The 26,468-nt window shown below is 67.9% G+C and carries 19 protein-coding genes and 1 rRNA gene; 14 read left to right on the top strand and 6 right to left on the bottom strand.

Features of this window, described 5'->3' with window-relative positions; translation table 11 throughout:
- The first annotated feature begins 15 nt into the window (after positions 1-15).
- From JHL17_RS31220 to JHL17_RS37790, 9 genes are all read left to right on the top strand, one after another.
- A complete protein-coding gene (locus tag JHL17_RS31220; protein ID WP_200198557.1) occupies positions 16-834 on the top strand; it encodes a calcium-binding protein in 819 nt (272 codons plus the stop codon).
- A gap of 130 nt (positions 835-964) precedes the next feature.
- Positions 965-3,259: a glycosyltransferase gene (locus JHL17_RS31215; protein WP_200198556.1), complete on the top strand. Its 2,295-nt coding sequence runs from the start codon at positions 965-967 to the stop codon at positions 3,257-3,259.
- Positions 3,256-4,083 (top strand): class I SAM-dependent methyltransferase, encoded by an 828-nt coding sequence (locus JHL17_RS31210; protein ID WP_200198555.1) that lies wholly within the window; start codon positions 3,256-3,258, stop codon positions 4,081-4,083. Before JHL17_RS31215 ends, JHL17_RS31210 begins: the two co-directional genes overlap by 4 nt.
- Positions 4,080-5,498 carry a glycosyltransferase family 4 protein gene (locus tag JHL17_RS31205; protein ID WP_200198554.1) on the top strand — a complete coding sequence of 473 codons (1,419 nt, stop codon included), beginning with the start codon at positions 4,080-4,082 and terminating at the stop codon, positions 5,496-5,498. The genes JHL17_RS31210 and JHL17_RS31205 overlap by 4 nt, the downstream gene beginning before the upstream one ends.
- Positions 5,495-7,690 carry a hypothetical protein gene (locus tag JHL17_RS31200; RefSeq protein ID WP_200198553.1) on the top strand — a complete coding sequence of 732 codons (2,196 nt, stop codon included), beginning with the start codon at positions 5,495-5,497 and terminating at the stop codon, positions 7,688-7,690. The genes JHL17_RS31205 and JHL17_RS31200 overlap by 4 nt, the downstream gene beginning before the upstream one ends.
- 51 nt (positions 7,691-7,741) lie before the next feature.
- Entirely contained in the window at positions 7,742-9,055 is a 1,314-nt protein-coding gene (locus tag JHL17_RS31195) for a glycosyltransferase family 4 protein (protein ID WP_200198552.1), read from the top strand.
- 194 nt (positions 9,056-9,249) lie between these two features.
- The gene (locus JHL17_RS31190; protein WP_200198551.1) at positions 9,250-10,437 is read left to right on the top strand and encodes a polysaccharide pyruvyl transferase family protein; all 1,188 of its coding nucleotides are present in this window, start codon (positions 9,250-9,252) and stop codon (positions 10,435-10,437) included.
- A 39-nt stretch (positions 10,438-10,476) separates the two neighbouring features.
- Complete coding sequence (locus JHL17_RS31185; RefSeq protein WP_200198550.1) at positions 10,477-11,271, top strand: hypothetical protein; 795 nt, start codon at positions 10,477-10,479, stop codon at positions 11,269-11,271.
- Between the two features lie 153 nt (positions 11,272-11,424).
- Positions 11,425-14,841, top strand: a complete 3,417-nt coding sequence (locus JHL17_RS37790) for a DEAD/DEAH box helicase (RefSeq protein WP_200198549.1) — start codon at positions 11,425-11,427, stop codon at positions 14,839-14,841.
- 24 nt (positions 14,842-14,865) lie between these two features.
- On the opposite strand, the gene JHL17_RS31175 is transcribed toward JHL17_RS37790, so the two are convergent.
- The 5 genes from JHL17_RS31175 to JHL17_RS31155 all read right to left on the bottom strand — a co-directional run bounded on the left by JHL17_RS31175 (position 14,866) and on the right by JHL17_RS31155 (position 19,979).
- Positions 14,866-16,089 carry a glycosyltransferase gene (locus tag JHL17_RS31175; RefSeq protein WP_200198548.1) on the bottom strand — a complete coding sequence of 408 codons (1,224 nt, stop codon included), beginning with the start codon at positions 16,087-16,089 and terminating at the stop codon, positions 14,866-14,868.
- 3 nt (positions 16,090-16,092) lie between these two features.
- Entirely contained in the window at positions 16,093-17,652 is a 1,560-nt protein-coding gene (locus JHL17_RS31170) for a glycosyltransferase (RefSeq protein WP_200198547.1), read from the bottom strand.
- A gap of 113 nt (positions 17,653-17,765) precedes the next feature.
- Entirely contained in the window at positions 17,766-19,529 is a 1,764-nt protein-coding gene (locus JHL17_RS31165) for a hypothetical protein (protein WP_200198546.1), read from the bottom strand.
- 16 nt (positions 19,530-19,545) lie between these two features.
- Positions 19,546-19,761 carry a hypothetical protein gene (locus JHL17_RS31160; RefSeq protein ID WP_200198545.1) on the bottom strand — a complete coding sequence of 72 codons (216 nt, stop codon included), beginning with the start codon at positions 19,759-19,761 and terminating at the stop codon, positions 19,546-19,548.
- Entirely contained in the window at positions 19,758-19,979 is a 222-nt protein-coding gene (locus JHL17_RS31155) for a hypothetical protein (protein WP_200198544.1), read from the bottom strand. The genes JHL17_RS31160 and JHL17_RS31155 overlap by 4 nt, the downstream gene beginning before the upstream one ends.
- Before the next feature lie 18 nt (positions 19,980-19,997).
- Here JHL17_RS31155 and JHL17_RS31150 point away from each other — a divergent pair, with 18 nt between their 5' ends.
- From JHL17_RS31150 to JHL17_RS31135, 4 genes are read left to right on the top strand one after another with little or no spacing between them, the layout of a single operon-like run.
- Positions 19,998-21,005 carry a sulfate ABC transporter substrate-binding protein gene (locus tag JHL17_RS31150; RefSeq protein ID WP_282189388.1) on the top strand — a complete coding sequence of 336 codons (1,008 nt, stop codon included), beginning with the start codon at positions 19,998-20,000 and terminating at the stop codon, positions 21,003-21,005.
- Between the two features lie 3 nt (positions 21,006-21,008).
- On the top strand, positions 21,009-21,911 hold the full coding sequence (cysT, locus tag JHL17_RS31145) for a sulfate ABC transporter permease subunit CysT (protein WP_200198543.1): 903 nt from the start codon (positions 21,009-21,011) through the stop codon (positions 21,909-21,911).
- A complete protein-coding gene (cysW, locus tag JHL17_RS31140) occupies positions 21,901-22,788 on the top strand; it encodes a sulfate ABC transporter permease subunit CysW (RefSeq protein ID WP_200198542.1) in 888 nt (295 codons plus the stop codon). The genes cysT and cysW overlap by 11 nt, the downstream gene beginning before the upstream one ends.
- Before the next feature lie 30 nt (positions 22,789-22,818).
- Complete coding sequence (locus JHL17_RS31135; RefSeq protein ID WP_200198541.1) at positions 22,819-23,856, top strand: sulfate/molybdate ABC transporter ATP-binding protein; 1,038 nt, start codon at positions 22,819-22,821, stop codon at positions 23,854-23,856.
- 6 nt (positions 23,857-23,862) lie between these two features.
- On the opposite strand, the gene JHL17_RS31130 is transcribed toward JHL17_RS31135, so the two are convergent.
- The gene (locus JHL17_RS31130; RefSeq protein ID WP_200198540.1) at positions 23,863-25,560 is read right to left on the bottom strand and encodes a monovalent cation:proton antiporter-2 (CPA2) family protein; all 1,698 of its coding nucleotides are present in this window, start codon (positions 25,558-25,560) and stop codon (positions 23,863-23,865) included.
- 659 nt (positions 25,561-26,219) lie between these two features.
- Between JHL17_RS31130 and JHL17_RS31125 the strand changes: the two genes are divergently transcribed.
- Positions 26,220-26,468, top strand: a 16S ribosomal RNA gene (locus JHL17_RS31125); the annotation flags it as partial.

Genomic DNA, 26,468 nt, shown 5'->3' with positions numbered 1-26,468 from the left:
AAGGAGACACCTACGATGGCTACGGTTCCTGGAGGCAGCTACGACGTGCATATCGGCACGAATCACGACGATCTGCTGGTCGGCGGCGAGGGTAACGATCTGTTGCTGGGGGGCAACGGAAGCGACACCCTGCTTGGCAGCGCTGGACATGACGCTCTGTTCGGGGGGAACGGGGCGGACGTGATCCATGGCGGCGCGTCGGCGGATATGCTGCTGGGGGGTAACGGCAACGATATCATCGACGGCGGTTCGGGCGACGACATCATCCTGGGGGGGAATGGTGACGACGTTCTGGTCGGCGGCGCCGGTCGTGATCTGCTGGACGGCGGCAACGGCGACGACGTGCTGTCGGGGGGCGACGGCGACGACGTTCTGAACGGCGGCAACGGCGACGACACGCTGTTCGGCGGCGGCCACAACGACATCCTCAACGGCGGCAAGGGTGACGACCTGCTGCGTGGCGGCACCGGTGACGACGTGCTGAATGGCGGTGACGGCGACGACACCCTGTTCGGCGACGAAGGCAACGACCGCCTGGAAGGCGGCAAGGGCGATGACCTGCTGATCGGCGGCGCCGGCCACGACGTCTTCATCTTCTCCGGCGGTGGCGGCCAGGACGTGGTCCTGGACTTCAAGGCCGGCGAGGACGTTCTGCAGATCTCCCGTAACATCAACGGCCTGAAGGTGACCGACGCCGCCGATCTGGCGGCCCGCGTCACCGACCAGCATGGCGACGCCGTGATCGACCTCGGCCATGGCGACAGCATCACGCTGAAGGGTGTCTCGGCTGCGGACATCCACAACCACCCGAACGACTTCTTCGTCATCCACTGATCGTCCGCTGCATCTCCAGCAGTGAACGAGAAGGACGGACCGGTGGTGCCAAAACCGCCGCCGGTCCCCCTTTGCCCGAATTTCGCCTTTCCGACTTTCAAACCCCATCGACGTTGCCGGAATCCCATCCATGACCGTCATCGCCGTCCTGCCGAATTCGGTGTCGATCGCCCCCGCCCAACATCTGGCGCTGGGCCGCCGCTTCCTCCTTGTCTGCTGGACGATGGATGGCGCGACCAATGCAGCCGGCCCGATCACCCCGAGCGTCGACGGCGAGCCGGTGCGTCCGCCCTTCACAACGCTGACCATCGACACCGGCTGGGGCGGACGTCGCGTCCTGTCGATCCTGCCGGCACCGCGCGACCCGCGGATGCCCATCCATTTCATCGCCAACAATCGCGTGATCGCCGAGCTTCGCACCGAATCCGCCGCCGCCGATCTTGACCCCGCCGGGCTGCTGGGCAGCCTGGACGGTGCCGCCCGGCTGAGGGTGCTGCGCTTCCTGTTCGACTTCGCCTGCTCCACCCCCGGGCTTCACCGTGACCCCGCCTTCGCCGCGCTGTGCCGTCGGCTGGTGCTGGACCGTGCGGCGGAGCCGGCGCTGCTGGCGGTCCGCGCCACGGCGGGTGGCGCGCTTCTGCTCTGTGCGGGTGCGCTGTCCGGACGTTTCGGAGCCATCAGCAGTCTGGTGGTGCTGTCGGCGGATAGGATGGCGCGGGCGCCCTTCGACGCCTGCATCGGACCCGATCCGGCGGGGAAGGGGCGCATCGCCTTCGACATGCTGATCGACCGAGGCTTGTGCGCACCGGGCAACCTGCTGGTCGTGCTGGGCGCCAACGGCGTCGCCTGCCGCCGCTTCCCCGAGGAACCCGCCGGCCTGCCGACCCTGACCGACCGGCTGAATGCCCGTCCCGACACGCCGGCCACCCTCCGTCACTATCTGCTGTCCTGCCTCGCCCAGCGTGGTCGCCGCGATGCGTCGGCCGCCTCGGCAGTCAGCGAGTTGCAGGCGCTGGCCCCGCTGCCGCGCCGGCAGGCCGCAGACGCCAAGCGGCCGATCGGTGCCTCGCTCGACCTCGCCATTCCGACATCCGACGGCGGGCTGTTCCTCGCAGGCTGGCTGCATGATCCGCATGGTCTGGCGGCGGAACTGGTGGTGCGCACCCCCTTCGGCGGCGAACGCCGGGTGGAGCGCTTCGCCCACCGCTTCCCGCGCGAGGATGTCGCCAAGCTCTACGGCTCCACCGGTATCGATCGCAGTGGTTTCGTCCTGCATCTGCCGAGCAACCCGGAGCCGGCGGAGGCGCTTCAGGTGACGGCGGAGCTTCGGCTGGCCTCAGGCGGGGCATTGCGCCTCGTCCCGCCGCCGCGTCCGCGCGCCCATGCCGACGCGCGTGCCGCCGTGCTGGGCAGCCTGCCGCCGCGCTTCGCCACGCCGGAGCTGCTGGAGACCGTCATCGGACCGGCCGTCGCCCCGCTGCATGCAGCCCATCTCGCCACCCGCGGCGAGCCGGAACTGGTCGTCTATGGAGAGCGCAAGGCGAAGCCCGCGGTATCGGTCATCATCCCGCTCTACCGCACGTTGGAATTCCTGCGTTTCCAGATCGCCTGTTTCGCCACGGACCCGGCGATGGCCGACGCCGAGCTGGTCTTCGTGCTCGACAGTCCGGAACAGCGCGACGAGGTGGTGCATCTGTTGCGCGGCTTCCACGGCCTCTACGGTCTGCCGATGCTGCTGCTGGTGCAGAGCGCCAATTACGGCTATTCCGCAGCCAACAATGCCGGCGTCGCGGCGGCACGCGGCAACCGCCTGCTGTTCCTCAATTCCGACGTGGTGCCCGACCGCGCCGGCTGGCTGCCGCAACTGGTTGCGGCACTGGAGGAGCGTCCGGGTATCGGTGCCGTGGGACCGAAGCTGCTGTTCGACGACGACAGCCTTCAGCATGCCGGCCTTTACTTCGACCGCGACCTGCAGGGCGCTTGGTACAACCATCATTACTTCAAGGGCCTGCCGCGCGACTTCGCCGCCGCCGGCTGCCCGCGGTCGGTTCCGGGTGTCACCGGCGCCTGCCTGCTGACCACGCGTGCCGCCTTCACCACCGCGGGCGGCTTCTGCGAGGACTACATCATCGGCGACTTCGAGGATTCGGACCTGTGCCTGCGCATCCGCGGGCAGGGGCTGGACATCCGCTATGCCCCGTCGGTGGAGCTGTACCATCTGGAACGCCGCTCCATCGGCCGGCACCAGGGCTACACCCGCGGAGTCGCCTCCGAATACAACCGCTGGCTCCATGGACGCCGCTGGGCCGACCGCATGGCCGAACTGATGGCGCGCGACTGGTACGACGACGACGAGGTGCGGCCCAGCCAGGCCGGCCTTGTCGGCAAGCGTGGAGCCCGCAAGACAGCACAGGTGACCCGATGAACGCGATCGTGCCGACTCCGCAGCTTGCCGTCCTGCGCCGCCAGACCGATCCGCGTCTGGAATGGCTCTGCGCCCAGATCGCGCGCAACCGCTTCCTGCCGGTGCCGCCGCCCGAGCTGCATTTCATCGGCGACGGCGATTTCCGCGCCATCGGGGCGGAGTTCCTACGCAATTTCGTCCGGCTGGGCGGGCTGCGTCCCGACCACAAGGTTCTGGAGATCGGTTGCGGCGTCGGCCGCATGGCGCTGCCGCTGACCCAGTATCTGGACTCCTCATACGACGGCATCGACATCGTGCTGGACGGCATCCGCTGGTGCGCGTCGACCATCACCCCGGCCTATCCGGAGTTCCGCTTCCACCATCTCGACATCGCCAACGGTCTCTACAATCCCGATGGTCGGATCGAGGGGGAGACGGCGACGCTGCCGTTCAAGGCAGGGTCCTACGACTTCGTCATCCTGACCTCCGTCGTCACCCACCTGCGCACGGCCGATACCGAACGCTATGCGGCGGAGATCGCCCGGGTGCTGAAGCCGGGCGGTCGCTGCTTCCTCAGCCTGTTCCTGGCCGACACCACCGCGCGCGCCGGCATCGCCAAGGGCACCGCCCGCCCTCCCTTCCGCGACGGTGCGGGGGTGGAACTGCTGGCCGATCCGGAGCATCCCAACGCCGCCGTGGCCTATGACGAGCAGTTCCTGCTCGGCCGTTTCGCTGCCCACGGCCTGCACGCCTGCCGCGCCGTCATGCGCGGCCATTGGAGCGGCCAGCGCGAGGCGGAGAATTTCCAGGATCTGCTGGTCCTGGAGAAGGGGACCGCGTCATGAGCCGGCGCCGCCTGCCTTTGCTCTCGGCCGGCCATGCCGGGGCCGGCCACGCTTCTCGCCCGGTGCCGCGCCAGCCGGCGCGTCCGCTGGTCGCCGCCCGGCCGCCGCGGGTGCTGCTGATCGCGCACAACCATCCCAGCCTGCATCCCGGTGGCACCGAGATCTTCGCGCATGAGCTGTTCGGCGGCCTGAAGGCGGCGGGGGCGGAATGCCTGTTCCTGGCCTGCACCAACGACACCCACCGCACGCCGCGTCCCGGCACCGGCTTCCAGACGCTGGGCCGCAGCGCCGACGAGGTGCTGCTGTGGGCCGGCCATTTCGATCATTTTCACCAGAGCCAGATCGACCTGCACGGGCTGGTTCCAGACCTGTCGAACCTGCTGCGCGCCTTCCGTCCGGACATCGTGCATGTGCACCACACGCTGCTGCTGGGCGTGGAGATGCTGTTCCTGATCCGCCGCGTCTGTCCGGATGCGAAGATCGTCTACACGCTGCACGACTATTACCCGATCTGCGCCAATGACGGCCAGATGGTCACCCCGCCGCGTGACGAGGGCGGCGCGCGCGCACTCTGCACCGCGGCGTCGCCGGATGCCTGCCACCGCTGCTTCCCCGACCGGCCGGCCGACCAGTTCCTGCTGCGCGAGAAGCACATCAAGGCGATGTTCGGCCTGGTCGACCGCTTCCTGGCGCCCAGCCGCTTCCTGCGCGACCGCTATGTCGCCTGGGGGCTCGACCCGGCGCGGATCGAGGTGATGGCGAACAGCCGCCCGTCCGTCGAACCGGCTCCGCTCCGCGAGATCGCTGCCGGTGCCACGCGCGACGCCTTCGCCTATTTCGGCAACCTGAACCCGTTCAAGGGCATCACCGTGGCGCTCGACGCCGTCGCCCGCATGGCGCGGCAGGGGCTTTCGCCGTCGCTGGCCGTCCATGGCGGCAGCCTGTACCAGGCGCCGGAGTTCCGTCGGCAGGTCGCCGACGGTTTCGAGGCCGCGCGTGGTCTCGCCACCGCCCACGGCCCCTATCGTCCGCAGGAGATGCCGGCGCTGATGGCCGCCGCCGACTGGGTGGTGATGCCGTCGGTCTGGTGGGAAAACGCGCCGCTGGTGATCCAGGAAGCCTTCCAGCACCGCCGGCCCGTCATCGTCAGCGGCATCGGCGGCATGGCGGAGGCGGTGCGCGACGGTGTCGACGGGCTGCATGTCCGTCCCAACGATCCGGCCGATCTCGCCCGCGTGATGACCCGTGCGATGACCGAACCCGGTCTGTGGGATCGGCTGTCGGCCAACAGTCCCGCCATCCGCCCGACGGAGGAGGCCGCGTCGCTCCACCTCGCCCTCTACGGCGAGCTTCTGTCACCGGCACCCGCTTCTCACACACCCGCCGCTCTCACCTTGGGGAACCGCAACCGATGAAGGACCGCAGCACCAAGGCCGACATCACCGCCGCCGTCCTGCTGGACGAGGATACGCTGATGCTGTTCGGGGCGATCGACCACCCCCTGCCGGCAGACGGCGCGGTCATGCTGGACGGAATGATCGACGGGCGTTTCCGCGGCGGCTGCTGGACCGACGGCGCGGGGGAACGCTGGTTCCTGGGTGCCATCCGGGTCGCCGGCCTGGCCCATATGCGCCCGTCGCGCATCGAGATCGAGGATGCCCGAGGCAAGCAGCTGCTGTTGCCGCGCCTGTCGAACGTGCGCACCAATCCCGCCCATCTGGTCGCCGCCCTGCGCGAGGTGCAGCCGCAGTCGCTCGAAGTGGCGTTGGACGTCGCCGTGTCCCTGCTGTCCGAACCCGGGATGGGCGAGGGCGAAGCGGGGGAGGGCAACCGCCGCACCCGCCTGCTGTCCGGTCTGGCGCAGGAGGCTTCCCGGCCCGACGGCTTCGCCGAGGTGCTGGGCCGCTTCCGCGACGGCGCGCTGATGGTGCAGGGCTGGTCGCACGGCTTCCCGGGCGGTGCCGCCCAAGTGCTGGTCGAGGCGGAGGACCTGCGCACCCATGCCATCGCCGGCGCTCCCTTCCACCGCCCGGACCTGCCCGACGACGCGGCCGGCCTGCTGGCGGTGCTGGAAGGCCCGGTCGCGCCTCCCGACACCATTCGCCGCATCCATTTCCGCGCCGCCGACGGCTGGCGCCATCTGGCGATCTTCGAGCATCGGCAATTGCTGGCCGACGGCGTCGCTTCCGCCCACGCCCGCGACATGCTGGGCCAGTTGCAGGGCGAGGCTGCCCGCCGCGGTGTCGCCGCCGCCATCGCCGCCCGCTACAACGGGGTGGAGACGGTGTCGCAGATCCAGGCGCCGCTGCGCATGGGATTGGACATGGCGGTGCGTGTTCCGGGCGCCGGGCTGTTCGTCTGCGGCTGGCTGCTCGATCCCACCCAGGCCGTGCGGGCGGTGACGGTCAAGGGCGGCGGCATGGCGGCACGGCTGGATGCCGACTGGTCGCGGCTGGGCCGCAAGGATGTGTCCGACGCCTTCGCCTGTGATCCGCTGTTCGCCGGCCGCCTGCTGCCGGGCGACGACGCCCATGGCTTCACCGCCTTCGCCCGTGAGCCGGCCGGCATCGCCGCCGACGCCGAGTTCCACCTGGAACTGACGCTCGCCGACGGCATCGCCTTCCTGCCGCTGCCCTGCCAGCCGCCGACCGGCGATTCGCTGCGCCGCATGCTGGGTGCGGTCAATCCCGACAGTCCGGCCATCGACCGCGTGGTTTCCACCCATCTGGGGCCGATGCTGCGCACCGCGGCATCGGGCCGGGCGGTGCCGTCTTCCATTTTGCATCCCATGGGCCGAGCACTGAAGAGTCCGCGCGTGTCGGTGGTCCTGCCGGTCTGCGACGGGCGCGAGGATGTCGACCTGAACCTCGCCCGCATGGCGAACGACCCGGACTTCGCGGAAGCGGAGATCCTGGTGGTCGCCGGTGCCGGCACCCATGAACGGTTGGCCGGCATGGTCCGGCAGGCTGCCGGCTTCTACCGGCTGGCGGTCGGCTTCGTCGCGGCGCCGACCGCCGCCGATCCGTTCGAAGCGGTGGCGGCATCCCTGCCGCATGCCCGTGCCGACCGCGTCCTTCTGATCTCGCCGTCGGTTCTGCCGACCGAGCGGGGCTGGCTGTCGGCGCTCGATCGCGCGACCCGCAAGCCGAACGCCGTGGGCAGCGCGGCGCTGGCGCCGGTGATGGTCAGCCCGACCCTGCTGTACGAGGACCATTCGGTCCGTTTCGCCGGCATCGTCGCGGTGGAAGGGCCGGGCGGCGCGACCACCTACGAGCGCCGCTACGCCGGCTATCCGCGCGACTGGCTGAAGGAGCAGGAGGCGTCGGCGGTCGATGCCGCCTCGGCCGACTGCGCGTTGCTGCCGCGCGACCTGCTGATGCGGGCGATGGCCGACGGTGGCCGCTATCTCGGTGTGGAGCCAAAGGGGCTCGACCTGTGCCTGCGGGTGCGGGCGGCCGGCGGATCGTGCCTGTGGCTGCCGAAAGTCCGGCTGGTGGCGGTCGACGAGCAGCCCCGCCACGCCCGCGACCCGCGGCTGGAGCGCATGAGCGCGCTGGTCGACGAATGGAGCTTCGCCGAGCGCTGGAAGGCGTCGATCGCGGCTTAGTGCATCGTCTTCCCAACCATTCCCCTCCCGCCTCCGACGAACGGTCACACGATGAGCAAGACCAAGCGCGCGCTGATCATCAGCCATGGCCATCCCTCCTTCTCGCTGGGCGGGGGTGAGGTCGCCTCCTACAATCTGCACAATGGCCTGCACGACCTCCCGGGCTGGGAAAGCCACTATCTGGCCCGTGTGGCGCCGCCCATCGCCCAGCATCGCGGCTCCGCCCTGATGGCGCTCCGCCAGAAAGAGCGGGAGGTGCTGTACTACGCCAACGACTACGATCATTTCCGCCTGTCCAACCGCAACCTGCCGGGGCTGGAGAAGGATTTCGTCCGCTATGTCCGCGACCTTCAGCCGGACGTGGTGAACTTCCACCATTTCCTGGGTCTGGGGATCGAGACGATCCAGGCGGTACGCCAAGCCCTGCCGCGCGTGCCCATCGTGGTGACGCTGCACGAATACCTGTCGATCTGCCATCACCATGGCCAGATGGTGAAGACCAGCCGCAACGCGCTGTGCTACCGCGCCAGCCCGGCCGACTGCGCCGGTTGCTTCCCGCACATCGGCGAAGCGGAGTTCTTCAAGCGCGAGCTGTTCCTGAAGACCTTCCTGGAGCAGGCCGATTTCTACGTCAGCCCGTCGAACTTCCTGATCGACCGCTATGTCGACTGGGGGCTGCCGCGCGAGAATTTCCGGATGATCGAGAACGGCCTGACCATCGAAGGCATCGCCCCGCCGCGTCCGGTCACCCGCGGCGGCAAGCGCAACCGCTTCGCCTTCTTCGGCCAGTTGACGGAATTCAAGGGCGCCCATCTGCTGGTGGAGGCGGTGTCGCGCATTTCCGAGAAGGCCTGGGGCGAGGACGGCGCGCTGATGATCTTCGGCGGCAACCTGGAGCGCCAGCCCGAGGCCTACCAGAAGCGTTTCAACGATGCGGTGGAGAAGGCCGGCGACCGGGTGCGCTTCTATGGTAGCTACCGATCGGCCGAGCTGCCGGGCCTGATGAAGGACGTCGACTGGATGATCATCCCGTCGATCTGGTGGGAGAACTCACCCGTCGTCATCCAGGAGGCCTTCCTGCACGGCCGCCCGATCATCGCCAGCAACATCGGCGGCATGGCGGAAAAGGTGACCCATGGCGTCGACGGCCTGCATTTCCGCAACGGCAGCGTCGAGGACCTGGTGGACCGCATGACCGAGGCACTGACCTCGCCCGACCTGTGGGACCGCCTGCGCCTGCGCATCCGCCGCCCGATCGACCGCACCGAATGCGCCCGCCAGCATGCGGAGGTGTTCGACGCGCTGCTCGTCGCCGGAGGTGCCGCAGCCTCGATCCCCGAACGGGCGGTGGCGCAGCGGTCCTGACAGGAAAAACGCGATATGCTGTGATAATTTGGAATTCTCAGAATAATTTTTCCAAAACAGGAAGATTAATTTGATAATATCAAAATGAAATCCGCAAGTTCTTCCGAGTAAGATCTGCGTTATGACACGAAATCGCCCGCCGACGACCCGGGCGCTACCTATCCCCATTATCGCCCAACCCAGGGAGAGCCGCCGTGGCCAACATCCTCGTCATGATTCCGTCGGGCGAAGTCTATGATCACGACTGCGTGCGTTGGTACAGCTACCAGGACATTCAGCGCAGCATCAACCACTACCACAACATCGGCGACGCCTTCGTCTTCGACTCTTCGCTGAAGTTGCTGACCTACGACAAGCTGGATGTGCTGGAGATCCGCGAGTTCCGGCAGGAGGCCGTCGACCGGATCAACGCGGAATACGACTACGTCTTCCTGCGCGGCAGCAACTACATCCACGATTCGATGGATTGGCCGGCGGCGACCATCCAGGTGCTGGCGAAGCTGCGCATCCCCGTCATCGCCTTCGGCGTCGGCGCCCAGGCACCGGCCACCGGCAAGCTGACGCTGACCGAGGAAAGCAAGCGCATCTGGCGGATGATCGCCGACAAGTCGGCGACGCTCGGCGTACGTGGCACCTACACCGCCGAAGTGCTGTGGGATCTCGGCATCAAGAACACCCGCATCGTCGGCTGCCCGACCGCCTTCCGCAACCGCGACCCGGAATTGCGCATCGACCTGCCGGCGTTCGACAGCGTGCGCAAGGTCGGCATCACCATGCGTCGCGAGGTCTCCAAGCATTATTCCCCGGATGTTCGCAAGTATCTGGAGCGCCACCGCGATTTTGTGAAGGACATCTCCCGCCGCTTCGACACCGTCCTGATGATGCAGGGCGAGGTGGAGGAGAAGAAGCTGCTATGGGGCACCGACGAGCAGAAGGCGGAGGCCTGGACGCATCTTCATGACAGCGCCTGGCTGAAGCAGTGGTATTTCGACGACGAAATGGACGCGCTGTACCGCGAGCGCCTGTGGTATTCGGATGTCGTCGCCGATTATGAAAACCTCGTGCGCTCGAAGGATCTCGTGCTGGGCTACCGCCTGCACGGCAACCTGATGGCGCTGTCGAACGCCACGCCGTCGGTCTATTTCAGCTATGACAGCCGCACGGCGGAGTTCGCGGAGACCTTCGCGATCCCCTGCTACAACGTCTACTCGGACAAGCCCTTCGTCCTTGAGGAGTATTGGGACCAGAGCCTGTTCGAGAAGTTCAACCGCACCTACTACCAGCGCTATCGCGACATGCGGGAGTTCCTGGACGAGAACTACGTCCCCCACCGCATGCCCAGCCACACCCTGCGCCGTGCTACCGAGCGCAAGGCGGCTTAAGCGTCAGCCCTCTCCAGCCCAACAACCGGAAGCCGGTCCATGTCCGCCACCGCCAAGATCGTCGAGCTTCGCGACTCCACCCCCGTGGCCGATCCGCTCGACGCCCCCCAAGCGGCCGCGATCGTCGGTCACATCGACGCCTTGCAGGGGGGCCGGGTCTTCGGCTGGGCCTGGGACGGCAACCATCCCGGCGACCGGCTGGAGGTGGAATTGCGGCTGGAGCGCGACGGTGGACCGCCGGAAACGCTGGCGCGGGTGGCGGCCGACCGGCCGCGGCCCGATCTGGCCGGTGGCGGCATCGGCGACGGCGCCCATGCCTTCGAAGCGGAGGTGACCCTGCCGGAAGGGGCGGACCCGTCGCGGGTGGTGGCGGTGGTGCGCTCGCCCTCTACCGGTGAAACGGCGATTTTCGCCCAACCCAACCCGGAGGACCAGCGGCTCGACCGGCTGCTGGGGCCGCATCTGCAGCGCATCGGCGAGCGGATCGACGGGCTCCGTCGCGACCAGCGCCAGCTCGCCGCCGCGCAGCAGACCATCGGCCGGTTGCTGCGGGATGCGGGCGAAGGGGTGACGGCGATACGCGCCGATGCCTGCCGTCTGGAAACGGTCCATGGCGAGCGGGCAGACGCTTTGGCCGAATCCCTGCGCGACCTGAGCGAGCGGGTGGGCGGGCTGGAGGTGTTCCTGATGCGAATGGACCAGAGCCTGCGGGGAATGGACAACGCATCGACGGAGAAGGGTGGCGGAGCCGGCTGGTCGCCGTTGCTGAGCGCGCTGGGGTCGACGGCCGGCGCCTTCCTGGCGGTGCTGGTCGGCTGGCTTGTGCTGCACTGATCGGGAAGGTTCCGATAGACTGAAGGGTAGGCAACCGGGAGGTCCCCGGCGGTGTTGTCCCTCTGCGGTCCGCCGTCCCCCGCTCGCTCCGGGGCCCTGCGGTGCCGCTTTGCGGTGTCATAGACCGGAGCCTGCCCACAATGTGCGTCCATCATGCTTGACGGAGCTCCCGTCGCCGATCCGTGCCCCGACGCGCCGCTCCCGGCCCCGTCGTCGCCCACCACCCTGACCGTGCAGAGCGAAGGCGAACTGGCTGTCCGGTTGGCCGCCCTCGCCCGGCGGCCCGGCGGCGTCCTGATGCTTGCCCGCAGCGATGGGCGCGCCGCCCGACTGGCCCGGTTGGCCGGCGACCTGTCTCCCGATCTCGACGTCGTCCTGCTGCCGATCGACGAGACGGCGGCGGGTGACCGTGCCGCGCCGTCGCGGGCCGTGCTGGGACGCCGCGCCGCCGGCCTGATGCGGCTTGCCGAGGCGGATGACCCGGCGGCCGGCCGCTTGGTGGTGGCATCGGCCGATCTTGCGCTGCAGCGGTTGCCGCCGCCCCACGCCTGGGCGGGGGGACGTTTTCGCCTGACGCGGGGGATGGCCTATGACGAGGAGGTCTGGCGCGGTTGGTTCGCCCGGACCGGCTATGTGCTGGACGACCGGGTGGACGAGCCCGGCGAGGTGGCGATCCGCGGTGCCGTGGTGGAGGTCTTCCCCGGCCATTGCGACCGGCCGGTCCGCTGCGACATCGCCGATGGAGTGGTCCGTGAATTGCGCCTCTACGACCCGGTGTCCCAGCGTTCGGTAGAGGCGATCGACGGAATCACGTTGGGACCGGTCACCGACCTGATCGTCGGGCCGGAGATGCTCGACCGGCTGGCCGCGACGCTCGCCGGGCTGGGGGCTCGCCTGCCGGATGATCTGCGCCGGGATCTGGAGGAGGGCCTGCGGCCCTATGGCTTCGACCTTCAGCTTCCCAATGTCTTCGACGACTGTCCGCTGCTGTCGGACCTGCTGTCGGATGCGCTGATCGTGCTGGATGCCGGCGCCCGCGACCGCATCGAGGCGCGGGCAGACGATCTGGCCGAGGCCGGCCTGGACCGGCGTATCCGCCGCGACGACGCCTGCGTCCTGCCGGTCCCGGCATTGGAGCGCCGGCTGATCGGCTCGGACGCGCTTGCGCAAAGCCTCGCCGCCCGCCCGATGCTGCCGGTGGAGGTGGGCGTCGGCCGTCCCGTGGAGGCGGTGCGGACCGAGCGCACGCTGCTGCGGCGCGCGGCGGCCCTGATCGAGGAGGGCAAGGCGGTGCTGCTTGCCGCCCGCTCCGGTCAGGATGCGGATGAAGCCGACCAGCTGGCGCAACGGGCGTCCGCGGCTTTGGGGCGTCCGGTGTCCCGGCTGGATCGCTGGCCCGATCCGCCGCTGGCGGCGGGCGACTGCGCGGTGCTGGCGCTGCGGACGGCCGATGGTTTCGTCTGCGACGGCATGACCGTCCTGGCGGCGCCGCGCCACGCCGAGGAGCGGGGCGGAGCGGCGGCCGGCCGGCCGCCGCTGGTTCCGTCGGAACTGGCGACCGGTGATTTCGTCGTGCATCTCGACTATGGCATCGGCCGGCTGATCGGGCTGGAAACCATCACGGCCGACGACGGGGAAGGGACCACCGCCGACTTTTTGGTACTGGACTATGCCCATGACGACCGGCTGCTGGTGCCGACGGCCGATTTCGACCGCTTGTGGCGCCATGGTTCCGCCGATACCGGAGCCCGGCTCGACAGCTTGAAGAACGCCCATTGGCTGGAACGCCGCGCCGCGCTGGAGGCGGAGATCGGTGAGACCGCCAAGGGCATCCTGCGGGGAGCCCGCCGCCGCGCGCGGGAAGCGGCGCCGGTCATCGACCCGCCGGCGGACCGCATGCGCCGCTTCGGCGCCCGTTTCGGCTTCGACCCTACGGACGGGCAACGCCGTGCCATCCAGGATGTGCTCGATGCCATGCGCCAGGGCCATCCGATGGACCATCTGGTCTGTGCCGATGTCGGCTACGGCAAGACGGAGGTGGCCTTGCGTGCCGCGGCGGCGGCCGTCTTCGCCGGCCATCAAGTGGCGGTGATGGCCCCGACCTCCGTCCTCGCCCGCCAGCATCTCGAGGTATTCCGCCGCCGTTTCGCCGGCTTCGGGGTAACGGTGCAGCCCCTGACGGGCGCCATGACCAAGGCGGAAGCCGACGGGGTGCGCACCGGGCTGGCCGACGGGTCGGTCGACATCGTCATCGGCACCCATGCGCTGCTGTCCGACGATGTCCGGTTCGATCGTCTTGGCCTGATGGTGGTGGATGAGGAGCAGCGCTTCGGGGCCGCCCAGAAGCGGACGCTGAAGCGGCGGACCAAGGGCGTCCACAGCCTGGCACTCAGCGCGACGCCGATCCCCCGCACGCTGCAGGGGGCATTGGCGGGCTTGCGAGGGCTCAGCATCATCGACACGCCGCCGGCCCGACGCCGGCCCGTGCGCACCGCGGTGACGCCGCGCGACCCCACCACCGCCCGCGCCGCCCTGCTGCGCGAACTGGCGCGCGGCGGCCAGGCCTTCTGCGTCACCCCGCGCATCGCCGACCTGAAGGATCTGGAGGACTGGATCCGAGAGCTGGTGCCGTCGGCCCGCATCGCGGTGGCGCATGGCCGGCTGGGAGCGGCGGCGCTGGACGACGCGGTGATGGGCTTCGTCGACGGCGAGAGCGACATCCTGCTGGCGACGCCGATCATCGAATCCGGTATCGACATCCCGCGCGCCAACACGCTGCTGCTGTTCCGGCCCGACCTGTTCGGGCTCGGCCAGCTGCATCAGCTGCGCGGCCGGGTCGGTCGCGGCGCGGTGCAGGGTTATGCCTATCTGCTGACCGACCCCGACCACCCGCTGGAAGAGCGGGCGGCCCGCCGGCTCGGTTCCCTGGAGGTGATCGAAAGCCTGGGCGGCGGCTTCGTGCTGAGCATGCTCGACCTCGACCAGCGTGGCGCGGGCGACCTGCTGGGCGAGGACCAGAGCGGCCATCTGCGTGCGGTGGGGACCGAACTCTACCAGCGCATCCTGGCCGACGCCCTGCGGGCGCAGCGCCGCCAGCCGGACGAACGCTGGGACCCGGAGGTCGCGGTCGCGGTGCCGCATTGCATCCCGTCGGCCTATATCCCGGAGGAGGAACTGCGCATCGGCCTGCACCGCCGCATCGCCCGCACCCGCAACGCGGGTGAGCTGGACGCCCTGCGCGAGGAGATGGAGGATCGTTTCGGCCCGTTGCCGGACCCGGTGGTGCGCCTTCTGGCAATCGCCGACCTGCGCTGCCGTTGCCGGGCGCTGGGCGTCGCGTCGCTCGGCTGCGGCCCGGCGGGTGTCGCCGTCACCCTGCGGGGCGAGCGCGCGGCGACCAGGGCCGCGACGCTGGCGAAACGGTCCAAGGGATTTCTGCGCGCCCAGGACGACCGGCTGTCCGCCGCGCTGGAGGCGCCCGATGCCGATGGCCGGCTCGCCAATGCCGCCCGTGTGCTCGACTGCGTCGAGACGATCGTCCGCAAGGCCCGGCGGCGAAAGCGGGAGTAGCGGCGAAAGCGGGAATAGGTCCCGTCAGCGGCCGGCGCGACCGACCACCCGCGGCAGGATGGCGGTCAGCGCCAGGGCGTCGAAGCAATGCTCCAGATGCGCCGACCGCAGCCTCGCGCGGCGGTCGGACTCCTTGGCCAATGCCGAGAGGAGGCGCACCGCATCCGCCTCGTCGACGAAGGTCAACTCGTCCTCTTGCGGGCCGAAAAGCCGGTCGGTGTCGGCGTGGCGCCAACTCACCAGCAGGCCGCCCCGTTTGACGATCTCCAGCGTTCTCGGGAAGATGGCGGTGTCATAGGCGAGGCTGCCGAAGTCCAGGCAGGCCGCCGCGGCAGAATAGGCGTTCCGCGGGGCGGGTGAGACCGGGCCTGCTTCGATGCCGAACCGCGCCCAGCCATTGCCCCGCAGCGCGAAGCCGTCGCCGAGGCCGTGACGCAGGGCGGCGGCGAAGCGGCGGCGGTTCTCCACCGCGAAGGCGATGGTGAAGGCCCGGTTGAAGTCCAGTGTCCAGGCTGGGTCAGCCGAGCGGTCCGTCAGCCCGCAGGTGTCCATCGCCTGCAGCCTGTCCAGCATCGGCCGCTCCGTCATCGCGGCGGCCACCGCCTCAGCATCGCGCCGGATCGCCGACGGAACCGGCTCGCGTCCGGATTCGAGATGGTCCGGCCAACCCTGCCCCAGATAGAGGAAGCGGTCGCGCACCGACGCTTCGGCGTCGACGTCGGTCTGTCCCCTCATGGCGCCGTAGGGGTGACGCCGCAGTCCAGGCGTATCCGGTGCCATCCAGCGCTTGTACAGGTCGACCGAGCCGTCCGCCGCCGGTGCGGTATAGATCCAGCTATGGACGCCCAGCGGCTGATGAAAGACCCTGGTCAGCCCGAGCCGGACGGCTTGCTCCGCCGATCCCCGGCACATGCACCACATCGAAACATCGTGTTCGGTCATCCAGCGGTCAGCCTCGCGGATTTGCTCCACCGTGCCGGCGCCGATCTCCTCCAGCGGGTGCTTGAGGCAGATATGGATGATGGCCGGCTCCGCGCCGAACTGACCGATATAGGCGCGCAGCATCTCGACCGTCGGCCGGGGAATCTCGAACAGGTTCAGGACGAACAGGACGTCGATCCGCCGGTCGATCAGCTCCTGCGAAATATCGGGCAGCGCCAGCACGGATTCGTGTCCGAGATCGATCAGAGCCGCATGGATCGACCAAAGGATCTCCGACGTGCCCTGTCCGCAAAGGAGAAAGCGCATGGCCTATCTCCGCCTTCCGAACAGGGCGATCGCCTCCGCCATATGGGCCGAGAGCTGCCGATCGTCGGCGCCTTCCCGCTCCACCGTGGCGAAACGGGTGCGGGCCTCCCGCCTCGCTTCGGCCAGCAGCGCCGAATCGTCGGCCAGGGCGGCGGCGCGGGCGACGAACGCCGCGTCGTCCGCGACCAGGAAGGATGGGCCGGCCACGCTGGCCACGTCGCCGCCGTCGAAGGCCAGCACCGGCACGCCGCCCGCCATCGCCTGCGCCGCCCCGGCTCCGCCGCCGGTGCGGCGCGGGTTCAGGAACAGGTCGCAGACCGACATCAACGCTTCCATGCGCTCGACATGGCCGAGACAGCGCAACCGACCGGCGTGGCGGTCGGCGGCCAGCCGTCGGGGCAAGCTCTCGACTCCGCCGGCGAACAGAACCAGCGCCCGCGGCACGGCGTCCAGAATCCGGCCCAGCAGGTCAAGGAAAGCGCCGCCGGCCTCCAGATCGAGGCGATTGCCCACCACGACGCAGACGAACGCGGCGTCCGGTAGAGAAAACTCGGCCCGCGTCGCGGTTTCCCCGGTGCGGCGCAGCGACAAGCCGAAACGGGCGGGCCGCCAGGAGCGGGCCAGTCGGCCATTCCCGGCCGGCGGCGCCTGGCCGCCGAAATCCAGCACGATGTCGGCGAGCGAGACGGTCCGCCCACTGGTGGTCGGGATGCACAACACCGGACGCGTGCCTTCCAGCAGATCGGCGACGATCACCGAACCGCCGAAGGCGATCACCAGATCGGGATCGAACGCCTCCACCGCCGACAGGAAGCTGCTCAGCTTGTCTGTGGTGAGGCCGGGCGCGGTGGAGGACAGCATGCGGATCCGCTCGCCGCCACACCGGATCGTCTGATCGCCCGACAGCCTGTCCTCGACCGTGGCGGCGAAGGGCGGGACGAAGGGGCTGTAATAGCGATCCGGCATCATGTTGGTGTTGAGCACAAGGACCGTCCGGCCAAGATCGCGCTGAAGCCGGACCGCCAGCAGCAGCAGGTCCCGCGAAGGCTGGTGTTCGGCGGAGAGGAACTGGTTCGTCACGATGACCACCCGCTCCGTGCCGGGCATTCCCGGCTGCCTCGCAACCGGTGTCAGACCCAGCCGCACCGAGATCTGCCGCAGGAACCGCTCGTAGAACGGGAGCAGGCGGTCGGTGACGAAATCGGGCACCGACGCCATGTCCATGCGCATCAGGAACAGCTGGCGCTGCATCGACCAGTAGATCTGGTTGATGCCTTCCAGCGGCGCCAGGTCCAGAACATTGTCCAGCATGTCGACGATGTGCAGGTAGCGGTGGAGATCGGCGGAAACATAGGCCAGAGCCGATTCCCGCAGGATCGGATCAAGGCTGACGGTTGCGCTGTCCAGCGTCTTCATCGCTTCGGTGTCGTTTCCGAGCCCCGCCGTCCTCACGGCTTCGCAGCTCTCCGCAATCGCCTTCAAAGCCTCTCCGGTCGCGGCCGGACCGTGCAGCCGGGCAATGAGGTCCGCCAGCGGCGCGGCATGGGAATCGGAGGCTTCCATCGTTCGAACGATCCCGTTTGACGCATTGCCGAGCTGTCGCGACGAGCGCGGCGCCGCTGCGACAGGGCAGGGCCGGCAGCCGACTTCACGGATAGGAGCGATGCCGCTGGGTGTCAATGCGATCCGCCGACACCTTCCGACGGATGGCGTCGCCGCCATTGCTCCTCGTACCGGCTGCGTTCGCCGGCCGCCGATCGGTCGCTGCCGATGGCGAAGGTCCAGTAGCCGATCTGGAACGCGATGTAGCAGGGCAGATAGAAGGCCACAAGACGGCGGTCTAGCGGTATGGCCTCTTCGACCCTCCGGCAGAGGGCTTCGGCCTGCGCCCGGGACAGGTCGAACTCCACGATGCCGCCGGCCACGTCCCAGGCGACGTCCTGGCAGCCGATCAGATCATGAGCGGCGGCATGGTCCAGCGCATCGGTCTTCATGATCCGCCCGTCGGGCAGCCGCAGCCATTCCCAGCGATGCAGGCGGTTGTCGGTGACGACCCGACGCAAGCCGGCCTCCAACCCGGCCAGCAGGTCGGGCGTCCAGCGGTCGAGCGCCTTAGCGGCGGTGTCGCCCAAAGCCTCGGCGATATTCGTGCGGGCCATGGTCAGCAGGTCGGGCAAGGCTGCACCCGAGCCGGGGGGGGCTGGGAATCGGGTCGCGCGAAAGGCCAGATAGGCGCCGAGGCGATCCACGGCGCCGGGCGGCAGTTCGGTCAGCGGGTGGCCATCCTCCAGCCAACACTCCGCAAGAATCCCATGGCGCAATGCCATCGGCTCCGCTGTGAAGCCGGCGTCGTGAAGGGCGCGGGCACGCTCCAGCGCCATCTCCCCCGTACGGCCCAGTCCGGTGAACTTCAGCAGCCATGATCCCTTGGCGGTGCGCAGCAGGAATTTGCGGCGCTCCTGTTGCGGATTGGCCGGCAGTCCATCGGCCAACAGTCCGTCGGCAGGGCCGTACAGCCGCCGCCAGCCTCCGCCCGATAGATCCTCCAGCGGAACGACAGGCGTGCCGAGACTATCCGTGAACCAGCGTTCCAGCGCTGGGAAGCGTCTATCTCCGGACCTGAACAACTCGTCGAAGCCGACCACCGGGCGCACCGCGTCGATCCATCGCCGCCGGTGGCGGTCGGAGGATTGCGGGCCGAGTTGGCCGCCATGTCCGGGCAGAAAGGCGATGCGGTCCGCCGCCACACCCTGGTCCTCCAGCCAGTCGGCGACGGCGCCGAAGGAACTGCCGGAAAGTCCCGGCCCTTCGTCCACGATGACATAGGTCGAACCCGAATCGGCCAGCAGGGCGGCGCGCAGGCGTTCCGATACCCGCAACTCCCGTCGGAAAGGATGCCCGACCGGCCGCAGGGTCACCGGTGGTGGCGCATTCAGCGCCGCCGCGGCCAGCGCGGCCAGCCCGGTTCCGATGCTGCGCAGGCCGATCACCACCGGGGAATGGGTGAAAAGCGGCGGAAGCCGCGCCGCCGCTTCCAGATAGGCTTCGGGGTAAAGACTGTAGAAGGCATAGCCCTCCGCCCGGCGCATGCTGACCATTCTGGGCAGCGGCAGAGCGGATAGCCGGTCCAGCATGTCCAGAACGGCTGCTGGATTCTGTGGATCCGTCGCTTTCCAGGATGCCGCCACCTGTGCGGCAAGTGCCATCACCACGGCCATCGCCGCATCCTGCAAGGGCGTGCGGTCGTCCATGCCTGCGGCGTGGAATTCCTGGTCGGCCAGACCCTGCGCCAGTTCGGCCGCTTCGATGAACAGCGTCACCAGCGTGTCGTGCCGTTCCGGACCAGGAGCGGCACGGGCAAGGCTGGAAAAGCCGAATCTCAGCCTCTCGATTCGGCAGAGGGGGGCCTCGCAAACCCCCTGGTCGCCATAGACCAGCATGGCGGCCGGCGGTCCGTCACCAAGTCGGGAAGAACAGCAGCAACAAGGCCATAACCGCAAGGATTCCCAGAATGGTCCACATGGCGGGGCGCCCCATGCCCCGCGAGGTGCCGGCCTTCGGGAGTTCAGTACCCACTTTCCGGAAAGGGCCAGCCATGGTGTTTGCTCCTGACAGTGTCGATCTCTCGGTAATCAACAAGGCAAAGCCGGCAAAGTTGCCGGTTCCGATCACGATCCCCCATCCGGCACGGCTCCGGCCCCCGCATGCCGAACGAAGTCGCCGAAGCGCTTTTTGCCGTAACGCCAAGGGGTTGATGGGGCATCGCCGTTTTCCCGCATCCGGGTGCGAAAAACTGCTTCCCAAGCTCCCAACTCACATGCAAACTCTACAAAGAAAATAGAAAAATCGCCGAGAATACCACGAAAGAAAATGGTGGAAATCGGCAGCAACCGAAGGAGGTCCCTGCCATGTCGCTTCGCCGTCTGACCCTTCTCGCCGCCGGCCTGACGATGGCCTGGCTGGGTGTTGCCGCTGCGGATTCCAAGGATACGCTGCTGAACGTGTCCTACGATCCAACTAGGGAATTTTATGTCGAGTTCAACAAGGCATTTGCCAAGACGTGGCAGGCGGAGACCGGCCGCGTCCTGACCGTCCGCCAGTCGCATGGCGGGTCCGGCAAGCAGGCCCGTTCGGTCATCGACGGGCTGGATGCCGACATCGTGACTTTGGCGCTTGGCTATGACATCGACGCCATCGCCGATGCCGGCCTGCTGCCGAAGGACTGGCAAAGCCGCCTGCCGAACAACAGCGCTCCCTACACCTCGACCATCGTGTTCCTGGTGAAGAAGGGCAATCCGAAGGGGATCAAGGACTGGAACGACCTGGTGAAGCCGGGCGTCCAGGTCATCACGCCCAACCCGAAGACCTCGGGCGGCGCCCGATGGAACTATCTGGCGGCATGGGCCTATGCCCTGCAGGCCAACGGCGGGGACGAGGCGAAGGCCAAGGAATTCGTGTCGCAGCTGCTGAAGAACGTCCCGGTTCTGGACAGCGGCGCCCGCGGCGCCACCGTGACCTTCACCCAGCGCGAGATCGGCGACGTCCTGCTGGCCTGGGAGAACGAGGCCTATTTGTCGCTGCAGGAATTCGGTGCCGACAAGTTCGAGATCGTGGTGCCCAGCCTGTCGATCCTGGCCGAGCCGCCGGTCGCCGTCGTCGACAAGGTCGTCGACCGCAAAGGAACCCGCAAGGTGGCGGAAGCCTATCTGCAGTTCCTCTACACCCGCGAAGGGCAGGAGATCGCCGCCAAGAATTTCTACCGCCCGCGACTGCCGGAACTGGCGGCCCAGTATGCGGGACGCTTCGCCGATGTTAAGCTGGTCACCATCGACCAATTCGGGGGCTGGCGTGCCGCACAGGAGAAGCATTTCTCGGACGGTGGTGTCTTCGACCAGATCTTCCAGAAGGGACGTTGATCGATGGTCGCCGCTGCCGACAGCGACGGCCCTCTGGCAGGAAAGGGGCGCGCGGTGACGGTCCGCGCCCCCGTTGCCTTCTTCCGGAAACCCAGCGTCCTTCCCGGTTTCGGGCTGACGCTGGGTTTCACGCTCAGCTATCTCAGCCTCATCGTGCTGGTGCCGCTGGCGGCGCTGATCGTCAAATCCAGCGGGCTCGGCTGGAACGGGTTCTGGGCGGCGGTGACCACGCCGCGCGTGCTGGCCGCGTTCGAGGTTAGTTTCGGGCTTTCCTTTGCCGCCGCCCTGACCAACGCGGTGTTCGGCTTCCTGGTCGCCTGGGTTCTGGTCCGCTACGACTTTCCCGGCAAGCGGCTGGTGGATGCGCTGGTCGATCTGCCTTTCGCCTTGCCGACCGCGGTGGCCGGCATCGCGCTCAGCGCGCTCTACGCCCCGAACGGCTGGTTGGGCAAGCCGCTGAACGAGCTGTTCGGCCTGAAGGTCGCCTTCACGCCGCTCGGCATCGCCATCGCGCTGACCTTCATCGGCCTTCCCTTCGTCGTGCGCACGGTGCAGCCGATTCTCCAGGATTTGCCGGCGGAGGAGGAGGAGGCTGCGGCCTCCCTTGGTGCTTCCCGTTTCCAGACCTTCAGCAGCGTCATCCTGCCGGCCATCCTGCCGGCGCTGGTTACCGGCTTCGCGCTGTCCTTCGCCCGCGGCATCGGCGAATACGGCTCCGTCATCTTCATCGCCGGCAACATGCCCGGCCTGACGGAGATCCTGCCGCTGCTGATCGTCATCAAGCTGGAGCAGTACGACTATGCCGGCGCCGCCGCGGTCGGAACCGCGATGCTCGGGGTCTCCTTCATCATGCTCCTGATCCTCAACCTCCTTCAGCAGTGGATGAGGTCGCGCCATGCCCGCTGACGTCAGCCTTACCGCATCAGCCCCTGTTCCGGTGCCTCCGGCCCAGTCGGCGCTGACCGAGCCGGTCTGGGTTCGCATCGCCTTGATCACCGGCGCCCTGCTGTTCCTGGCGCTGTTCCTGCTGCTTCCGCTGGTGGCGGTGTTCGTCGAGGCGTTGCGCCGCGGTTTCGACGCCTATTGGGTGGCGCTGATCGAACCGGATGCGGTCGCCGCCATCGAGCTGACGCTGATCGTCGCCGCCATCTCGGTACCGGCCAACCTGTTGTTCGGTGTGGCCGCTTCCTGGTGCGTCGCCAAGTTCGACTTCCGCGGCAAGAACCTGCTGATCACGCTGATCGACCTGCCGTTCTCGGTGTCGCCGGTGATCTCGGGCCTGATCTACGTCCTGCTGTTCGGCATGAACGGCCTGTTCGGCACGTATCTGCGCGACATGGGAGTCCAGATCATCTTCGCCGTGCCGGGGCTGGTGCTTGCCACCATCTTCGTCACCTTTCCTTTCGTCGCGCGCGAGCTGATCCCTCTGATGCAGGAACAGGGGTCCGACGAGGAGGAAGCGGCGCTGGTGCTGGGCGCGTCCGGCTGGCAGACCTTCTGGCGGGTGACGATCCCCAACATCAAGTGGGGGCTGCTCTACGGCGTGCTGCTGTGCAACGCCCGTGCGATGGGCGAGTTCGGCGCCGTATCGGTCGTCTCCGGGCATATCCGGGGCGAGACCAACACGATGCCGCTGCATGTCGAGATTCTCTACAACGAATACAATTTTGTCGCCGCCTTCGCGGTCGCCTCGCTCCTGGCCATGCTGGCGCTGGTCACGCTGGTCGTGAAGACCGCGCTGGAATGGCGATTCGGGGACGAGCTGGCGGCGGCCCGGCACTGATCGCCGGACTCTGGAGAGGATACGGGACCCATGGCGATCCAGGTTTCAGGCATCACCAAGCGCTTCAACGATTTCACCGCACTCGACTCCGTCGATCTGGAGGTGAAGTCGGGAGAGCTTCTGGCTCTGCTCGGCCCTTCCGGTTCGGGCAAGACCACCTTGCTGCGCATCATGGCGGGGCTGGAAAGCGCTGATGGCGGCGGCCTGCTGCTGAACGGGGAGGAAGCGCTTGGATTGAAGCCGCGCGACCGGCAGGTCGGCTTCGTTTTCCAGCATTACGCCCTGTTTCGGCACATGACCGTGTTCGAGAATGTCGCCTTCGGGCTGAAGGTCCGGCCGCGTGGGCAGCGCCCGGGCTCCGCCGAAATAAAGCGGCGGGTGACCGAATTGCTGGATCTGGTGCAGTTGTCGCCTTTCGCTAGTCGTTATCCGGCGCAGTTGTCGGGGGGGCAGCGTCAGCGCGTCGCGCTCGCCCGCGCGCTGGCGATCGAGCCCAAGGTGCTGCTGCTCGACGAACCCTTCGGGGCGCTCGACGCCAAGGTCCGCAAGGAGTTGCGGCGCTGGCTGCGCAAGCTGCACGACGACATCCACATCACCTCGGTCTTCGTCACCCATGACCAGGAGGAGGCGCTTGAGTTGGCCGACCGCGTCGTGGTGATGAACCAGGGCCGGATCGAGCAGATCGGTACTCCGGCGGAGGTGTACGACCATCCGGCGTCCGCTTTCGTCTATGAATTCCTCGGGCAGGTGAATCGCTTCGATTGCATGGTGGAAGGCGGTATCGCCCGCGTCGGTGACGGCACCCTGGCGATCCCGACCCAAGGCGGCGTGCAGGGACCGGCCGTGGCCTATGTCCGTCCGCATGACCTCGGCGTCACCCCGGCTTCAGCCGGCCCGGCCCGCATCTCCGGCATCCATGTCGTCGGCCCGGATGCCCGGATCGACATCGACCTCGCCGGTCTTGCGCTGGAGGCGGAGATGGACCGCGAGCGCCTCGCCACGCTCGGCATCGCAGCCGGCGACCGCTGCGCGGTCCACATCGACCGGGCGCGGGTGTTCGCCCGCTGACGCCTTTCAGTTCGCGGCCTGCTGTTCGGCAAGCGTTCGATAATTGCCGTCGCGGTGGGCCTTCAGGCTGAGCTCCACCGCGGCGGCTTCGACCCCGGCGCTGCGCAGCACCAGGCCGGCCAGTTGCAGGCTGGCCTCCATGGTCTCCGGCACGATGGCGCTGGCGCCGGCAGCCGCCAATGCGGCGCTCTGACCCAGGTCATGGGCACGGGCGATGATCGGCAGCTTTGGCGCCGTCGCATGGATCGCCTCTACCGCGCGATGGGCGGCGTCCGGCCGGTTCAGCGTGATGACGGCGGCACGCGCCCGCTCGATCCCGGCTGCGCGCAATACGGTCCCCTGGCTGGCATCGCCGAAATAGACCGGCAACCCGTCATGGCGTGCGGCGGCGATGCGCTGCGGCTCCAGATCCAATGCCACATAAGCGATGTTGTGCTCGGTCAGCAGCTTGGCGACCGCCTTGCCGACGCGGCCATAGCCACAGATCAGCACATGGCTTTTCAGGTCGCTGGTCTCGATGCCGAAGGCTTCAGCGCCGAGCCGTGCCTCGATCCCCTGGGCGAAGCGCTGGGCGACCGCACCGATCGCCGGGGTCACCGCCATGCTGAGCGCCACCGACGAGGACAGCAGCAGGCCGGTGTGGGTATCGAGAACGGACAGGCCGACCGCCTTGCCGATCAGAACGAAGGCGAATTCGCCGCCCTGCGACAGCAGCAGCCCGATCCTGAGCGAGGTCGCCAGCCCCAGTCCGGACAGCCGGCAGAGCAGGAACAGCAGCAGGCTCTTGCCGATCAGCAGGGCGGCGGTCAGCGCCGCGATGGTCTGCGCCTCCGCCACCATCGCCGGCAGGTCGAGCGACATGCCCACCGTCATGAAGAACAGGCCGAGCAGCAAGCCGCGGAACGGCTCGATGTCGGCTTCCACCTGATGGCGATAGGCGGTGTCGGCCAGCAACATGCCGGCCAGGAAGGCACCCAGCGCCATCGACATGCCGGCCTGCGCCGTCAACCAGCCGACGGCCAGGACCACGAACAGGTTGGTGGCGGTGAAAAGCTCCGGATTGCCGGCCGAGGCTATGAAGCGATAGGCCGGTCGTACGACGAAGCGGCCCAGCAACATAATGACCAGGATGGCCGCCACCGCCTTTGCCGCGGCGAGCGCCAATGCCAACGGAATGCTGGCGTCGGGATCGGCCAGCAGCGGCAGCAGCGTCAGCAAAGGCACGACCGCCAAATCCTGAAAGATCAGCACCGCGACGGAAATGCGTCCGAATCGGGCGACCGTCTCACCCCGCTCGACCAGCAGCTTCAGCACCGTTGCAGTGGAGGAGAAGGCCAGCATGCCGCCGACGATCAGCGCCGCTTCCGGTGCCAAGCCCAACCACCAGGCGGCAAGGCCGATGGCGGCGCTGGTCAGTCCGACCTGCATCAGGCCCAGGCCGAAAATGTAATGTCTCATGGCGCGGAGGCGCGAGACCGGCAGTTCCAGACCGATGGCGAACAGCAGGAAAACGACGCCGAATTCCGACAGCACCTGAGGCACGGCCAGATCGACCACCGGTCCCGGCGTGTGCGGCCCCAGCATGGCTCCCGCAACCAGATAGCCCAGGACCGCGGGGATGCGCAGTGCTTGAAACAGTGGCACCACCAGGATTGCGGCCAGTAATAGAAACAGGACATCGAGCAGAAGGGTAGGATCGTGCATGGCCGGATCGGGAGATGGGCAGGAGCGCACCTGTATCGTCTCCCACTCGCCTGTCCCGCAAGGGCAATGGCAAGGCCGAGATCCGAATTGCCCTCGTCCGGCCGGCTTCCGAGAGGGGACGGGCGGAGTACGACGAAATGCCCGAGGAACGCATTTTGCCCTGGACGAGTCTGAAGCGGCTGCGTATATACCCGCCCCTCGACCGGCGGTGAGCTTCCTGAAGCGAAGACATCGATGGCCGAGGCCCCGAGGATTGGGGCAGGTGCTTTATCGCTCATCGCTCCGCCGACGCTTCGGTGGAGATGCCGGAAAAAAGGGCTTGACCCCATCGGCCAAGAGGGCTAGAAAAGATGCCTGCCAGCGCGAACCGGTCGGTTTGCGCGCCTCCGATCTTAAAATACGACACTTCGAACCGGTTCTCCGGGCGATGTTCTGTCGTGATCGGGATGGATCTTGGACATTGTAGATCGTGAAGTCGAGAAGGGATGCGCAGGCGGCGGCAGTTGGTAGCCGTTGCGGCCTTGGGGTGTTGGTTCTTAAGGGGATCGGCACAATCGAGGATCGTCTGTGCATCTTTTGAGCAGAGAAACTGTATCAGTATCGACGTTTCAGGAGATCGCTATCGGCGGTCCTGTCAGTCGTGGCTTCGGCCGCGATCTGAACCTGAGAGTTTGATCCTGGCTCAGAACGAACGCTGGCGGCATGCCTAACACATGCAAGTCGAACGAAGGCTTCGGCCTTAGTGGCGCACGGGTGAGTAACACGTGGGAACCTGCCTTTCGGTTCGGAATAACGTCTGGAAACGGACGCTAACACCGGATACGCCCCCCAGAGAGATTTGGGCGGGGAAAGTTTACGCCGAGAGAGGGGCCCGCGTCGGATTAGGTAGTTGGTGAGGTAAAGGCTCA

It is taken from the genome of Azospirillum endophyticum (assembly GCF_016595245.1).
Lineage (GTDB): Bacteria > Pseudomonadota > Alphaproteobacteria > Azospirillales > Azospirillaceae > Azospirillum > Azospirillum endophyticum.
This window is presented reverse-complemented; position numbering and strand designations above follow the sequence as displayed.